Origin of the sequence: Vibrio coralliirubri (genome assembly GCF_024347375.1) — a bacterium.
In the GTDB taxonomy this organism is placed as follows: Bacteria; Pseudomonadota; Gammaproteobacteria; order Enterobacterales; family Vibrionaceae; genus Vibrio; species Vibrio coralliirubri.
This window is the reverse complement of the sequence record NZ_AP025471.1, coordinates 697,066-711,473: the sequence shown is the minus strand read 5'-3', so window position 1 is coordinate 711,473 and position 14,408 is coordinate 697,066. Positions and strand designations below refer to the sequence as shown.

Genomic DNA, 14,408 nt, shown 5'->3' with positions numbered 1-14,408 from the left:
CGTTTTAATGATTCTCGAAGCAGCGTGAAATATTGGCCGACTAATCACACCATGTGATCTTATTCCTACCGCCTTTCTTCGAAATGTAGAGTGCTTGGTCGGCGTCGTCGATAAGCTGCTCGACAGAACCAAGGGCCTGAGGTGCATGTTTTACACCGATTGAAATCGTTACTTCTAATCTAAGACGAGCTGGGGATTCTAAAAGGGAATTAACTAGCGATTCAATTGAAGCCTCGGTTTCTCCTTGGACCATCACCAAAAACTCTTCACCGCCGTATCGAAAGCAGTTACTGCTGGTCGGTAGTCGTTTTTGAATCTCATCGGCCAGTTCTTTAATCACCATGTCGCCCATTTGATGGCCGTAGGTGTCGTTAATCGATTTGAAATGATCAATATCTATCATGATCGATGTAATGGATAGTTGACGGTCTATGCTCGGTTCTATCACCTGATGAAGATAAAGGCGGTTGTAGCAACCCGTTAGCGCGTCTTGATAGGAAAGGGCCTCAAACATCTTAGATTGCTTGCGAAGCTGAATCGCTTGTTTGCGCAGTTGCTCGGATTGAGCGAAACGTTTGTGTACTTCCAAGTCACGTCTTATACACGCCGCCGAGATTAGGATATAAGCCGAGATATAAACGGAAATTGTTTCTATTTCATTCTTTGGCTCTGCTTCATAAAGCAATGGTGCGAGGCCGATGAGATAAGCCAAAAAGATAAACGACAGCGTAGAGATACTGTATTTGGCTGACAGTCGTGAAAACGTACCAATGTAGATCATGACGAGAATGACGCCACCTTGGTAATCGAAGTTGTTTAACTCAATCGCAAGTCGACCGACATAGACCAAAAAAAGCGCGCTAATTACAAGGAAGGTACTTTCTACGGGTTCTAAAACGTTGGGTTTGCTGGTGATGCAATATCTGGCAGCTGTCACCATCAATACAAAAAGTATGACTCGGAAAATGATAGGTGTAAGGCTCTCACTACCAAAGTGGATGTAGTCAGTGATGATGAATGCACAGAATATTGAGATCGGGATGTAGATGAAATTTATGTACGGCAAATAAATTTCATTATCGAAATAGGTTTTAAATCTTTGATTCTTGAACCCAGAATAAGAGCGCATTGAGAAATTAGCCGAGATTGATACACAATAATTTGCGTAGTATGTCACAGTGTTTGGGATTGTAAACGACCGTTTCTATAGATTTGTCAGTATGTTAGCTAGATCAACAAACGGTAGCAGGCAATATTCACGCTCTATTATCGATAGAACGTGAATATCTAGAGGTAGGTGTAAGAGTGGTAAATAAAAACTAAAGCAGATTATAAAAACTAATCGCGATTAACGCTTGTTCTTCAAGTAACGCTTACGACGCTCTTCTTTTTTCTTAATCTGTTGTTCCGCTTTCAGCGCAGCCGCTTCTTCAACTTCGATCAGCTCTTGTGTGATCATTTCTGGCAACTCAAGCGTTACCTTACCTAAAGTGCCATTACGCAATTCGTGAAGCAGGATTTCTGAACATTTGTGAATGTCGATATGTCCACCGGCACGAAGTGCACCACGCTTACGACCAATCGCTTCCATCAATTCGATGTCAGACTCTGGCAGTTCTTCAATTTGGTAACGTTCTTGCAAAAGGTTAGGGTACTGCTTTGCTAGGTATTCTACTGTGTAGAATGCCACTTCATCGTATTCCATTGCTGTATCTTTTACAGCACCTGTTGCAGCCAAGCGGAAGCCACTGTGTGGGTTTTCTACTTTAGGCCAAAGGATTCCAGGTGTATCAGAAAGGATCACGCCATTCTGAAGATTGATACGTTGTTGACGACGAGTTACCGCAGGTTGGTTACCAGTAACCGCAATCGTACGTCCTGCCAAGCAGTTGATGATGGTCGATTTACCCACGTTCGGGATGCCCATGATCATTGTACGAATGTTCTTGCCCATCTGTTCACGGTGCGGTGCCAGTTTACGTACTAGCTCCATAACGTGGTTAACTTCTTCTTTTATGCTAGTCGTAATCGCAATCGCTTTAACGCCTTGCTCTTTCTCGAAGTGCTCAATCCAACGCTGAGTCAGTTCAGGATCTGCAAGGTCACGCTTGTTCAACACTTTTACACAAGGCTTATCGCCGCGCAGTGAGGAGATCATTGGGTTTTCACTACTGAACGGGATACGAGCGTCCAGTACTTCGATGATCACATCAACTTGTGGGATAACTTCTTCGATTTCTTTGCGGGCTTTATGCATGTGACCCGGAAACCATTGAATAGACATAGAGATAAACCTTGATAAATATATTTGCTGCACATTGTAAGGGTTGGATGATACGTGTAAAGGTATATCTATCCCGACCCTCAATGAGCTCAGTGAGTTTGCTTGAAGTATAGGCGACTTGGTGATGTTTATTTAGCTGATGATCGACCTAATGAAGGTGGGAGCTGCTAATCTTGTGAAGCGTAAAAAGCCGCTATATCTCTCAAATCTTGATCGTTAAGCTTGCTCAATTGTGCTCGCATCATATCCGCGTAGTCACCTTGTCTATCTCCGTTTTGATACGCTTTCATTGTGTTAAATAGATAGGTTGGATCTTGACCAGAAAGCTTGGGGTAGGAGTTATCCGTCGATGAGCTGGTGGGGTTATGACAAAAAACGCAGCTTTGTGATTTCACTTTACCTAGTTCAGGGTCGCCAAAATCAGAGGCATGAAGGCTAGAGGAAATAGCTAATGATATTAGAGCGAAGGTTGGGTAATGCACGTTTTTACTCCGATAAAAACATGATTATAAAGCTTACCTTAAGGGGAAGCTCAAGTTCTATTTGCTCTAGATGAGCAATTACATATGGTTTAGAGTGGATTTTTACAGCTTTGTTAGGAAAGTCGTGTGCAAATCGGAGCAGCTAAGCTTTTTGAAAAGCTGTGAGTCATAGAGCCGAAACGTGTCGTGAGGCTTAAATTTTTATGATGCGCAGTTGTTGGTTCTCAGAGCAGAAACTTGTTAATGGTGGGACTTTGACCAAGCTTTGAAAGGGGACTTTCGTCAACTGTCATCGTGCTTGTTGGTAACTGCAATTTACTATTCTCTTTGTATTGTGGTTATACTTTGAGCTTCATATCAGGTTGTATAATAGTCTCTAAACTATTGATAAAATATGCTTTTCTTATCGCTTCTTTGCGGTTTGTTACATTTATTTTTTTATATATATTGTATACGTGCGTTTTTACCGTACTTTCTGAAATAAATAGTTCGTTTGAAATTTCTAAATTTGAATCTCCTCTAATCACGCGCTTGAATATTTGAACCTCTCTTTTCGTAAGGCTAGATAGTATTACTTTCGACTTGAAAGTGTAATCGTGTCTATTAGATAGAATATGTGACATTAATTTTCTCGGTAACCACAAATCGTCGTCACACACTGTTTTTAAACAACGGGTAAGGTGATCAACAGGGGCGTCCTGATAGATGATTCCTTTTATATTAAACAAGTTGAATAATTGCATTACGGTAATACTCTGTCCGGTAATGTCAGCAGGAACATCGTAGACTACCCATTTATTTGATTCTATTTTTGATAAAATGATGTTGATATCTTCGATATTTGCTAATAGTAAGTAGCTAATAAGGATGACATCGAAAGTCTTACGGTTACTCGAGCGGCCAATGCTTGTCATACATTCTCTGCTAAAAGAAAAATCACTGTATTTTTCTATTTCGCGCTGAATAAACTGGTTGTTAATACCGTTGTCACCAATTAGGAGCATGTGCTTTAAATTATTTCTATGCATAACTTATCCCGAGCCTGGTAAATCAAGTTTTGATTCTATGACGTTGTGTTTTATAAAATTGAGCTCTGCGGCTTAATTTTTACATAATTGCATGGCTTTGTTGCGTAATTCAATGGAACTAAATCAAGAACCTACGATCTGATCAGCTACCTCCACTCTATCTCGTAGTCCTATGCCTAAGCCTCGTTATAAAACAACCAACTGGAAGCAATACAACCGATCACTCATTAACCGTGGTTCTCTGACTTTTTGGATTGATGAAGAAGCAATAAGCGGATGGGCGCAAAGCAAACAGAATAAGCGCGGTAGGCCGCGTCGGTTCAGTGATTTAGCTATCACGACAGCACTCATGGTCAAACGAGTTTTTTCTATGCCATTGAGAGCGCTGCAAGGATTTATCGACTCGATATTTAGGTTAGCCCATGTACCGTTAAGTTGTCCGCATTACACCTGCATCAGTCGTAGAGCCAAGCAAGTTGAGGTTTCATTTAAGACTAAAACGAGAGGAGCGATACAGCACCTAGCCATTGATGCTACTGGCCTTAAGGTTTATGGCGAAGGTGAATGGAAAGTCAAAAAACATGGGACGGATGGCAAGCGTAGAGTCTGGCGAAAGCTGCATATTGCAGTCGATACCAACACTCATGAGATCATTGCCGCCGAGCTAAGTTTATCGACGGTTACAGATGGAGAAGTACTCCCGAACTTACTGAAACAAACACGCCGAAGTATCCTTGAGGTGTCTGGTGATGGCGCTTACGACACGAGAGCGTGTCACGCTGCTATTAAGATTAAGGGAGCTATTGCGCTTATTCCCCCAAGAGAAGGGGCTGCCTTCTGGGAGCGTGGTCACCCTCGAAATTTCGCCGTGGGTTGCCAGAAATTATACGACTCAAATAAGTATTGGAAAGAGCGGTATGGATACCACAAACGTTCACTCTCAGAAACAGCGATGTATCGAGTTAAACAGTTGCTAGGAGGGAAACTGAGCTTAAGAAATTACAATGCCCAGGTGGGTGAAACTTACGCGATGATAAAAGCGTTGAACAAGCTTACTGGGTTAGGTATGCCTGAAACTTGTCGTATTGACTAAGAAACAAGCGAAACGGGTTGGCTCTATCTCTAAATTTAATTACGCAACAAAGCCTAATTGCATAATTATGGTTGCTGTGAAAGTCGAGGTTCAATAGAAATTTGTAATATATCGTCATATTTCCCTCCTGGTTTGTTCTCTGTTTCACCAATGACAAAATCCAAAGGTATAGGTTGACCAATCGTTGCGGAAAGACGTTGAATTCTCGCATCCAGTTGCTCAAGGTTTATTCTGTCGCTATCGAGGGAAAGTTGGTATGGAATATCCCACTTAGTCTCATTAGATTCATGACGTAGCATTCCTTGATGGGATGATTCGAATACGATGGTATAAGCTGTATTGCTTTGAACCCATAGGTTAGGTGCAGAGCGAATAATCTTGTTTGAATATAATGTCCCTAGATCAAGGTCATAATGTTGTTGGGTTAATCCATAAAAATGAATTTTCGCAGCAGGCGGAACGTTAACCGATACCGGGATGGAGCTAGGGCTAATTTCTACTTGTTTACTATCAGAGGTATAAGAAGGCGAGACTTCTAAAAGCCCTCGATAGGTTCCTGACGCTAACCATTGCTTGCTCGGAAATCGCATTTGTATCGTTGCCGAAGGGTGGCTATCGGTTAACGATAAGTGCCATTGATTAGCTACCGGCATGCCAATCTGCCCTGACCACTCAAAGTTGAGTTTGTCTTGATTCGACCCTTTTAACGAGCGACTGGTATCGTTAAGCTGCAAAATTAAGCTTAACTCGCATGGTTCGCCAATTATGTTCGCATCTATTCGGTAAGTGTTAATTGTTGCGAATGTGCCTGCGCTGAAAACATCATATTGCGATTTAGATGAGACGGGTTGAATAGTCAACGCATTAACTTCACACGCAAACGCATAAGGCAGATGGTTTATGGCGATAAGGAACAAGGATCCCAAAAGTACTTGTTTATTCAACATATACATCTCCTAGTCTTATCAAATTGTCACTGCGTTCACTGAGGGAAATGATGACTGACTCTTGTTCTTTAGTGTCTAGTACCAATTGATATTTCCCCGGCTTTAAACCTGAGATAGCGAATATACCGTTACGATTGGTAAAGAAGTCAATTGGCAACTGTTTTGCCTCACCAAGGTAATGTGCTACACCAGCGACAAGTGAAATAGGGTTGTTACTTTGACGATCGAATAGCTTGCCAATAACGGTTAATACAGCGTCAGATCCAATCTGGAGTTGGTAGCCTCGTTTATAACCCGGCTTAATCCAAAAAGCGCCGTCACCTAAGTCATACCCTGGCGGCAAGTTATAGACCTCGTAACTGATTACTTGGCCATTGTAAGCAACAAGGTCTGGGACCAAAGCACTTGCATCTACTTTAAGATAAACGCGTGCGTGCTTACCGTCTTTTGTGGGATCGATAGCGACGTCATTCTCTTTAAGACTCTTATGTTTGGTGACAATCGCAAATGCTTCGCGTACTGGTCTGCCGACTGCCACAGATGAGCCTGCAAAAGCAAGTGAACTACTAATAGTTACGTCGGTACTGTGGTTTCGTGTTTCACCACTAATCTCTTCAAGCCGCGAAGCGTGGGTCGCATTCAATTCATAACGGTTTGCCGTATAGTTAATCCCGGCATCCATATCGGCATCCGTCTCTTCGTTAGTAATAACACTCGCAAACGCCGACACCCCTCCTGTGTTACCAATATTATTCTGATAGCTGTAATCTAAGGCGGCTTCATTGAGTTCTGTGGTGTATCGACCGACGACACGAGTTTGTCGACTAAGAGGCCAACTTATGGTGACAGTCGTGCTGATGTCATCGTCTTCGCTTGCGTTATGTCGATAGTTAACGCGTGCACTCCAGGTAGCGGGAGTATCAAACAGTCCGTCCGATAAACTCGGGCTAATCAGCCAATAATCGTTCTCTTTGTCTATTCCTGATCGGTAATTGAGGGTCATGGCGGCACGTAAAGACTGACCAAGGTAAATGGAGCTGAATGCAGACACATAATGAGTGGTTAAGTTGATATCGATATCGGAAGTATCAAACCCTGAGACCCCAGTAAAATTGTTGGCCAGATATTCATAACTAAAACTCAGTTGTGGGGACAGAGTGTTGGTATTGGAAAACTCCGCATCGAATGCAAATTTGTAAGCGTCGCCAATTCCAAATGTAGGGTGTTCGCTACGAGAGGCAGTGAGTTCAGTGACGCCCCATATAGAAGCGAGTAACGCGGTGGCACCATATTGATAAAGATCTTCACGGGTTTGAAAGTTCGTACCCAACGTTAACCAAGGGCTAATACCCACATCAATATAACCATGGAAAATACGCTCGTCGGTTAGGTACTCTAGTTGTCCATTTTGTAATTCAGAAGGCGCTCCATACATGATGCTATATTCAAACTCACCGCTATTGAGCAAGTCGTTACCGGTTGCAATAGAAAACTCGATACGTTCTTCATTCCCGGAGCGGTCGGTGATGACGAGTACAATATCATTGCTACCTTGCGCCAGGGGGATATCACTAAGGTTATAGCTACCAGCGCCGAGGGTTAATCGTTGGACTGCGATCCCATCTATATAGACATCGACATTTGAAGCCCTTTGAAGGGTGAATGATTGATTGGCTCGTGGTCGCGCATTTCTGGTTGGAATGAGTGTGAAATCTCGCGTTAACCCAATACCAAGTATGTCGGTACTGTCCTGAAAAGATTGACCACTGTTGTACATATCGCCGAGGACAAGTCGTGTGCCTTGTTCTGCAAAGTCAATATTAAGACGAGATCCTTCTCTTACGTATCGCGAATCTTGTGATGAGCTGTTTTCTAAATAGGATTCGTACTCAAAGTTTAGAAAACCAATGTTAAGTGCGGAATCGAATTGACCGCGATAGAGATCTTGCCTTGACGAATTCTGATCCACAAATTGGGTCTCATTGGCGGAAAGGGCAAAGTTAACGTATCCACTTAATAAACTTGGTTCGGCATAGTTATAAAAATCATCTGCCCCGTTCATAGACAGTTGTTGGGTTAAGCTAAATTCAGGTGGTACCGTCACGATGCATTCTAATGACGAGAAATCGAAACTCAGATTTAATCCTACGCTCTCAAAATGATGCTGAGACAGCATCTCATCGTCTGTCGTGTCATTGAGTTTCCCAATACCTTCATGAGTTACGACGGAAGAAAGGAGAGAAAGCGTACTTTCCTTGGGTAACAAGATCTCGTTGTTTGCGGTAATGATAATGTCCGCTTCCCCCAGTATGGTGTCACTTATCCTTAGCAAAGAGGTAAGTTGAATATCTCGCCCTGTTGGATTCAAAACCATTTCCTGGCCCCAAGCTGCAGGGCTTAAGGCGGCACAATAAAAAAGTACTAATCCCAAGACATACAAAACTTGCCACATCTTGTGATAGGTTTCAGTTTTCATGCCCATGGTAAGTGCCCATTGGTAAGTAATTTAAAGAAGAAGGGAAAGTAATAGTGGAGTGTGGTGGAATAAATTGCTCACCTAAAGCCGCATGTACTTTTTGGCTCTGAGATTCGAGCCCCGCAAAATGAAGTAACGATGTATAGGTAAATCGTGACCCAGAATTAGTGAGTGTTAATTTGCCTTGTTCATCTATGTGTAATTTTACGTCAGGCGCTAACGAGGACGAGTGAATGTGCAACAACGCATTGTAGTGAACTTGTAAATTGATGCCGGTGGTTAAACCGATGGGTTTATCTATTCTCGCGTTGTTCTGGCCAATATTTACGGTACTGAAACGAATAAAATAACTCTGAGAGGTTTCGAGTGTTCTGTTCCCCAACCATTGTATACGGAATACTTGACGTTCTCCGGGGGCTAACATTGCGGCTGGTGGAAACACAAACATCTCTTCACTCGCTAGATCAGATATCTCGAACGTGCCATCTGATAAGAAGTTCAAACGACGAACGTTAGCTTCAAGTGGGAGAGCTTGTGTTGAGTTGTTAGTCACAACCAGTTGAGATGCTGCCCGGTGATCGGTGTTGAGTTCGATGACGGTTGGAAACAGTGTTATGCCAAACGCTTGTGCACACAGAAAGCAAGAAATGAGCGCTCCCCAAATATCACGTCTCATTACTATTGATCCTGCTCTATTTCAATCGATAGGGTGTTTACGTCATAATTTTTAAGAGGCTGCATTTCAAAAAAACGCGTGGAGTAGGGAAGGACCAAAGTACCCGGAATACGTTTAGCGATTTCTACGCCTTTTAAATAGGTTGAATTTTTACCATCAGATATCTTCCATGTTGTATTGGTTAATCGACCATAACTATTACCACTGTTAAGTACTTCAAGAACCCATTTGTTCTTTTTGTCATTTTGCTCGATGCTTTTAATTTCTAGCTGGGAAGTTGTGTTCTGAGGTCGCACGTTGATAAGCGTATTAAACTGTAGCAAAAGGCTTACTTGCCCTTGATTACTGCTCGCTCTTTGAACTTTTACTTGCTTAACAGCAATGCGATACGCTTTAGATTCTGTGATTGAAGGATCGCCCAAATACCGCACCATAATGGATTGCGATCGTCCAGGTTCTATTATTGCGGTCACTGGAATCACTAGTAACTCGTCATCCGCAGGAGTGGTGGTCTCTTTGCCATAATTGTCCATTGTCATGTAGACCGGAGAAAGCTCAACCGTGAGTGGTTCTTGAGATGAGTTCTCAACCCTCATGGTCATTTGAGCTCTTTTGCCAAGCGGTGTCATTTCCATAGACATCGGTTCTACTTTGAACGCATGAGCGGACAAACAAGTGAATGACAATAGGAAAAGAACGATCCATTTATGCATGATCCATTTATACATAGCGAAGAGCTCCAAATTAAACTTATGTCGTTGAGACTGAGATTAAGTCGGAGGCCAAATAATAGCCCCCGACTTATTAACCTCTAATTTGAGGTGATATTTACGGTCAATGTATCTGAGTAACCACCTGCCCACGGCGAGGTTTCTGTTGTAACAATATCAATGGATGCAGTAACACCTGTCGCTAATGCGCCAGAACCGGCATAAGAATTACTGACTGAAACGTCGTTTAGACCTGGGCCCCCTGGTGCATTAAGCGTGAACGGAGCTAAGCCTGAAGGATTAAATGTCGCATCGTATGTAAGAGCGTAGTCTTCGCTATCGTCTGACTCTAGACCACCTTCAGCACTTGTCAGTGTCACCGTTGCACCATCGACGTCATTACACTTCATGTTAAGGCCACTAACAGAAAGGTTTTGAATTTGAGATACGTTACCAAAGTCCATCAGTTGCGTTGAAAGACCAGTAACCTCACATACAGGTGAAACAAATCCAACTAACTGGACATCACCAGGAGCGGCTTGGACTTGAGCACCAAAAATAGCTGTGACTGTTGCTGCGTAGAGTGTTAGCTTTTTCATTAGAAATTCCTTTATCTTAAATGATTGGCTCGAATACTGCTGAGCGTATGTTGTTCTGCAGATACATTGCAGAGTTTTCACTTTGTCACGCTATGAATCGAAGGGTAAACTTCGATCTCAATAACGTCTTGATAATAACCTGCGAAACGCAAGCTATTTTCGAGTGCTACCCTAAGACTCCCATGTTGAGAGAACGGAATAACACCAGAACTGTCTATCATTACTGGTGAAGTAAGTTGACTGCTGTGCCTACTTTCATAAAGACGAATTTCGTCTATTTGTAATGACAAATTGTAACTCTCAATAATATCAACCCCTTGATGTTGATATTTTAAGCCTCCATATTTTGAGTTGATCGTTATACCCAACGGACGGTTACAATAGATATTAAAAGGCAACGATTGCACATCACGGTGTTCCGTAAAATTCATAATGTTGCCAGAAAAAAAGTTTATTTCGCATCGATCTTTGATCTGACCGCTAATTCCTAACGTTAAGCTATTAGCATTGGCGTAGAATGAAAGCGATAGACTAAAGATTAATACGGATACGGTGAAGGTATTAAGGCTCCTAAATACTCTGACCATAATTCCACCCCCAACGATTGAATGTAACTTGTTGCTTAACTTTGAAAACTATATGTGCTTTAAAAAATGGTGAAGTAGTAAAAAAAGTTTATTATTTAAGAGAAGTATGAGTTTTAGTATGATTTTAACTTAAGGAGTAGAGGCTGAAGAATTCGATAATAATATTACATTCAATTAGATAGGTGTTTTTGATTGAAGATTCTGGTTGACGAGGGATTTTTATTTAATTGATAAATTTAGGGTTATGGTCTACCGATGATGATTTGCATTTAATTATTCGCTGGGACACTGTTTTTGGTATCATAAAATTTCCGCGTTATTAAAGAAATTCGAATTTGATAATTTAATTTTCGAGATTAATGTGGCTTTGTTGCGTAATTAAATTTAGAGATAGAGCCAACCCGTTTCGCTTGTTTCTTAGTCAATACGACAAGTTTCAGGCATACCTAACCCAGTAAGCTTGTTCAACGCTTTTATCATCGCGTAAGTTTCACCCACCTGGGCATTGTAATTTCTTAAGCTCAGTTTCCCTCCTAGCAACTGTTTAACTCGATACATCGCTGTTTCTGAGAGTGAACGTTTGTGGTATCCATACCGCTCTTTCCAATACTTATTTGAGTCGTATAATTTCTGGCAACCCACGGCGAAATTTCGAGGGTGACCACGCTCCCAGAAGGCAGCCCCTTCTCTTGGGGGAATAAGCGCAATAGCTCCCTTAATCTTAATAGCAGCGTGACACGCTCTCGTGTCGTAAGCGCCATCACCAGACACCTCAAGGATACTTCGGCGTGTTTGTTTCAGTAAGTTCGGGAGTACTTCTCCATCTGTAACCGTCGATAAACTTAGCTCGGCGGCAATGATCTCATGAGTGTTGGTATCGACTGCAATATGCAGCTTTCGCCAGACTCTACGCTTGCCATCCGTCCCATGTTTTTTGACTTTCCATTCACCTTCGCCATAAACCTTAAGGCCAGTAGCATCAATGGCTAGGTGCTGTATCGCTCCTCTCGTTTTAGTCTTAAATGAAACCTCAACTTGCTTGGCTCTACGACTGATGCAGGTGTAATGCGGACAACTTAACGGTACATGGGCTAACCTAAATATCGAGTCGATAAATCCTTGCAGCGCTCTCAATGGCATAGAAAAAACTCGTTTGACCATGAGTGCTGTCGTGATAGCTAAATCACTGAACCGACGCGGCCTACCGCGCTTATTCTGTTTGCTTTGCGCCCATCCGCTTATTGCTTCTTCATCAATCCAAAAAGTCAGAGAACCACGGTTAATGAGTGATCGGTTGTATTGCTTCCAGTTGGTTGTTTTATAACGAGGCTTAGGCATAGGACTACGAGATAGAGTGGAGGTAGCTGATCAGATCGTAGGTTCTTGATTTAGTTCCATTGAATTACGCAACAAAGCCGATTAATGTAGTAATTAAGATTTTTATTAACGGAGAGTAAATACCTAGGCTGGTGGAAATTTATCAATTAAAATTAGATGTTTACAGAAAAATATTCAGGAATGATGTGATCTGTTTTTAATTACCGCATATGTGTTGAGTAAAAAATAAACTTTTGGCACTGAATTATTTACCTTTAGCGGCCATTCAATGTTCTACGTCACTAATGCAAGTCAAACTTAAGCGATAACAGAATGCTGAAATATGGGGGATGATTCTTAGAAGGTATGCACATAGGCCAAAACGAGATCGCGTTCTGTTCCAGTCAATTTAGTGTGCTTATTAGAAAACTGATCTGTGTCGAGAAGATTATTTGCTGTGGAATTGTTGAATGCATTTTTTGAAAGACTAAAGCTTCTTACGGGAAGCTTTAGTCTTAATTACGGTAGAGGCTAATCTCGTTAAAAGAGTTAAAGCGCATTTTCCAACTTTGTTAGGAAAGTAGCGATGTCTTCTGAACTGATATCTCTATGAGTAACAAATCGAACAGGGTTCCCTGGTGACATCGTAATGCCTTGTTCGTCAAGTTCGCGAGCGATTCGGTTGATATCTACAGACTCATCTAACTTAGCAAACACAATGTTAGTTTGAATGAAATCAGGGTTAACAGAAAAACCTTTTAGCTTGCTCAAACCAATCGCTAGGTTTTTTGCGTTCTCGTGATCAGCTTTAAGTTGAGTAACGTTCTCTGTTAGAGCCATTTTACCCGCAGCCGCAAGAATACCTGCTTGGCGCATACCACCGCCGACCATTTTACGCAGTCGACGTGCTTTGGCGATGTATTCTTTGCTGCCAAGAAGTAGTGAGCCGATCGGAGCGCCTAAACCTTTTGATAAACAAATCGTCATCGAATCGAAGTGTTGTGCGATCTCTTTGATGTGCACGTCTAGTGCCACTGCTGCGTTATATACTCGTGCGCCATCTAAGTGCATTTGCAAACCGTGTTGGTTTACGAAATCACGAGCTTCCGCTAGGTAAGACATTGGCAGTACTTTGCCGTTAATCGTGTTTTCTAAGCTTAGGAGTTTAGTGCGAGCGAAGTGGCTGTCGTCTGGCTTAATAGCAGCAGCAAGCTTTTTGAAATCAAGAGTACCATCTGGGTTATTCTCGATTGGTTGAGGTTGAATCGAGCCCAAGACAGCTGCGCCGCCAGCTTCGTATTTGTAGTTGTGCGCCTGCTGGCCACACAGATATTCATCACCACGCTCACAATGCGCCATTAAGCCAAGAAGGTTGGCTTGTGTACCTGAAGAGGTAAACATTGCCGCTTCAAAGCCTGTCTCATTTGCTGCCCACTGTTCTAGTTCGTTGACGGTTGGGTCATCGCCATAAACATCATCGCCCACTTCTGCGTTTGCCATTGCGTCACGCATAGCTTGCGAAGGTTTAGTTACGGTATCAGAACGAAAGTCCATGTTTCTCTCCTAGAGTACTTTAGGTAGCCATATAATTGGCTATAGATGGCCACATAGTTGGGCTTTGCTTAAACAAGCGATAGTTTTGGTATCAGTGATTTGATCGTGTCGTATTTTATCGTGCAGTTCTTCTAAACTCAGTTCGATCACTTCTATTGCTTCATCTTCATCGCATTCAAAGCGGGTAGTGAGGCTTAAGTCTTTTGCGACAAACAGATGTTGTATCTCATCACAGAAGCCAGCCAAAGGGGTGACTTGCCCCAAGCTTTGAAAAGAAGTTGCACTGTAACCTGTTTCTTCTTCCAGTTCGCGTTGGGCACATTGAAGAGGTGTCTCATCTATTTCCATCGTGCCTGCGGGTAGTTCCAAAAGCCATTTCTTTAGAGAAGGGCGGAACTGGTTAATGAGGATGATTTTTCCAGACGAAGTGATAGGAAGAATAACTGCCGCGCCAGGGTGATTGATTGTTGTATGTTTTACCACGACGTTCGTAGGGAGCGTCACGTTCTCTTCTATGAGAGAAATACTTTTCCATTTATGGATAACTTTACTCATGCAGTTTGGCCACATTCCTTGCCAATTTTTCGTATAACGGAAGACGTGCACCACCATAACGTCTATGGTGTCGAAAATAAAAGAAAAATTAGGTTTCGCA

General features: G+C 42.3%; 14 protein-coding genes. 1 reads left to right on the top strand and 13 read right to left on the bottom strand.

All coding sequences use genetic code 11. The features are described from left to right. Window positions 1–40: 40 nt before the first annotated feature. The 4 genes from OCV20_RS19770 to OCV20_RS19755 all read right to left on the bottom strand — a co-directional run bounded on the left by OCV20_RS19770 (window position 41) and on the right by OCV20_RS19755 (window position 3,794). Window positions 41–1,066: a GGDEF domain-containing protein gene (locus OCV20_RS19770; RefSeq protein WP_202910157.1), complete on the bottom strand. Its 1,026-nt coding sequence runs from the start codon at window positions 1,064–1,066 to the stop codon at window positions 41–43. A 282-nt stretch (window positions 1,067–1,348) separates the two neighbouring features. Continuing rightward, complete coding sequence (gene ylqF, locus OCV20_RS19765) at window positions 1,349–2,284, bottom strand: ribosome biogenesis GTPase YlqF (RefSeq protein WP_017062598.1); 936 nt, start codon at window positions 2,282–2,284, stop codon at window positions 1,349–1,351. Between the two features lie 167 nt (window positions 2,285–2,451). After that, window positions 2,452–2,766, bottom strand: a complete 315-nt coding sequence (locus tag OCV20_RS19760; RefSeq protein WP_086775830.1) for a c-type cytochrome — start codon at window positions 2,764–2,766, stop codon at window positions 2,452–2,454. Between the two features lie 338 nt (window positions 2,767–3,104). Beyond that, a complete protein-coding gene (locus OCV20_RS19755) occupies window positions 3,105–3,794 on the bottom strand; it encodes a helix-turn-helix domain-containing protein (protein WP_050620703.1) in 690 nt (229 codons plus the stop codon). 172 nt (window positions 3,795–3,966) lie between these two features. Between OCV20_RS19755 and OCV20_RS19750 the strand changes: the two genes are divergently transcribed. Then, window positions 3,967–4,887 carry an IS5 family transposase gene (locus OCV20_RS19750; protein WP_086773621.1) on the top strand — a complete coding sequence of 307 codons (921 nt, stop codon included), beginning with the start codon at window positions 3,967–3,969 and terminating at the stop codon, window positions 4,885–4,887. 65 nt (window positions 4,888–4,952) lie between these two features. On the opposite strand, the gene OCV20_RS19745 is transcribed toward OCV20_RS19750, so the two are convergent. The 9 genes from OCV20_RS19745 to OCV20_RS19705 all read right to left on the bottom strand — a co-directional run bounded on the left by OCV20_RS19745 (window position 4,953) and on the right by OCV20_RS19705 (window position 14,308). Continuing rightward, window positions 4,953–5,834 (bottom strand): hypothetical protein, encoded by an 882-nt coding sequence (locus tag OCV20_RS19745; RefSeq protein ID WP_086775986.1) that lies wholly within the window; start codon window positions 5,832–5,834, stop codon window positions 4,953–4,955. Further along, on the bottom strand, window positions 5,824–8,316 hold the full coding sequence (locus tag OCV20_RS19740; RefSeq protein WP_414503120.1) for a fimbria/pilus outer membrane usher protein: 2,493 nt from the start codon (window positions 8,314–8,316) through the stop codon (window positions 5,824–5,826). Before OCV20_RS19740 ends, OCV20_RS19745 begins: the two co-directional genes overlap by 11 nt. Continuing rightward, on the bottom strand, window positions 8,300–8,986 hold the full coding sequence (locus OCV20_RS19735; protein WP_086775985.1) for a fimbrial biogenesis chaperone: 687 nt from the start codon (window positions 8,984–8,986) through the stop codon (window positions 8,300–8,302). The genes OCV20_RS19740 and OCV20_RS19735 overlap by 17 nt, the downstream gene beginning before the upstream one ends. Window positions 8,987–8,988: 2 nt before the next feature. Continuing rightward, window positions 8,989–9,714 carry a fimbrial biogenesis chaperone gene (locus tag OCV20_RS19730; protein WP_050651675.1) on the bottom strand — a complete coding sequence of 242 codons (726 nt, stop codon included), beginning with the start codon at window positions 9,712–9,714 and terminating at the stop codon, window positions 8,989–8,991. A gap of 83 nt (window positions 9,715–9,797) precedes the next feature. Then, a complete protein-coding gene (locus tag OCV20_RS19725) occupies window positions 9,798–10,295 on the bottom strand; it encodes a hypothetical protein (RefSeq protein WP_048615316.1) in 498 nt (165 codons plus the stop codon). A 77-nt stretch (window positions 10,296–10,372) separates the two neighbouring features. Then, the gene (locus tag OCV20_RS19720; RefSeq protein WP_238382985.1) at window positions 10,373–10,882 is read right to left on the bottom strand and encodes a hypothetical protein; all 510 of its coding nucleotides are present in this window, start codon (window positions 10,880–10,882) and stop codon (window positions 10,373–10,375) included. Window positions 10,883–11,299: 417 nt separating this feature from the next. Next, window positions 11,300–12,220: an IS5 family transposase gene (locus tag OCV20_RS19715; RefSeq protein ID WP_086773621.1), complete on the bottom strand. Its 921-nt coding sequence runs from the start codon at window positions 12,218–12,220 to the stop codon at window positions 11,300–11,302. A 528-nt stretch (window positions 12,221–12,748) separates the two neighbouring features. Then, complete coding sequence (ltaE, locus tag OCV20_RS19710) at window positions 12,749–13,753, bottom strand: low-specificity L-threonine aldolase (protein WP_086775914.1); 1,005 nt, start codon at window positions 13,751–13,753, stop codon at window positions 12,749–12,751. Window positions 13,754–13,792: 39 nt separating this feature from the next. Then, window positions 13,793–14,308: an NUDIX hydrolase gene (locus OCV20_RS19705; RefSeq protein WP_086775915.1), complete on the bottom strand. Its 516-nt coding sequence runs from the start codon at window positions 14,306–14,308 to the stop codon at window positions 13,793–13,795. Between the last annotated feature and the right edge of the window lie 100 nt (window positions 14,309–14,408).

Coding starts and splice junctions, on each gene's coding strand:
- OCV20_RS19725 (WP_048615316.1), bottom strand. CDS start 10,295: ATGAAAAAGCTAACACTCTACGCAGCAACAGTCACAGCTATTTTTGGT.
- OCV20_RS19740 (WP_414503120.1), bottom strand. CDS start 8,316: ATGGGCATGAAAACTGAAACCTATCACAAGATGTGGCAAGTTTTGTAT.
- OCV20_RS19755 (WP_050620703.1), bottom strand. CDS start 3,794: ATGCATAGAAATAATTTAAAGCACATGCTCCTAATTGGTGACAACGGT.
- OCV20_RS19730 (WP_050651675.1), bottom strand. CDS start 9,714: ATGTATAAATGGATCATGCATAAATGGATCGTTCTTTTCCTATTGTCA.
- OCV20_RS19735 (WP_086775985.1), bottom strand. CDS start 8,986: ATGAGACGTGATATTTGGGGAGCGCTCATTTCTTGCTTTCTGTGTGCA.
- OCV20_RS19720 (WP_238382985.1), bottom strand. CDS start 10,882: ATGGTCAGAGTATTTAGGAGCCTTAATACCTTCACCGTATCCGTATTA.
- OCV20_RS19705 (WP_086775915.1), bottom strand. CDS start 14,308: ATGAGTAAAGTTATCCATAAATGGAAAAGTATTTCTCTCATAGAAGAG.
- OCV20_RS19745 (WP_086775986.1), bottom strand. CDS start 5,834: ATGTTGAATAAACAAGTACTTTTGGGATCCTTGTTCCTTATCGCCATA.
- OCV20_RS19715 (WP_086773621.1), bottom strand. CDS start 12,220: ATGCCTAAGCCTCGTTATAAAACAACCAACTGGAAGCAATACAACCGA.
- ylqF (WP_017062598.1), bottom strand. CDS start 2,284: ATGTCTATTCAATGGTTTCCGGGTCACATGCATAAAGCCCGCAAAGAA.
- OCV20_RS19750 (WP_086773621.1), top strand. CDS start 3,967: ATGCCTAAGCCTCGTTATAAAACAACCAACTGGAAGCAATACAACCGA.
- ltaE (WP_086775914.1), bottom strand. CDS start 13,753: ATGGACTTTCGTTCTGATACCGTAACTAAACCTTCGCAAGCTATGCGT.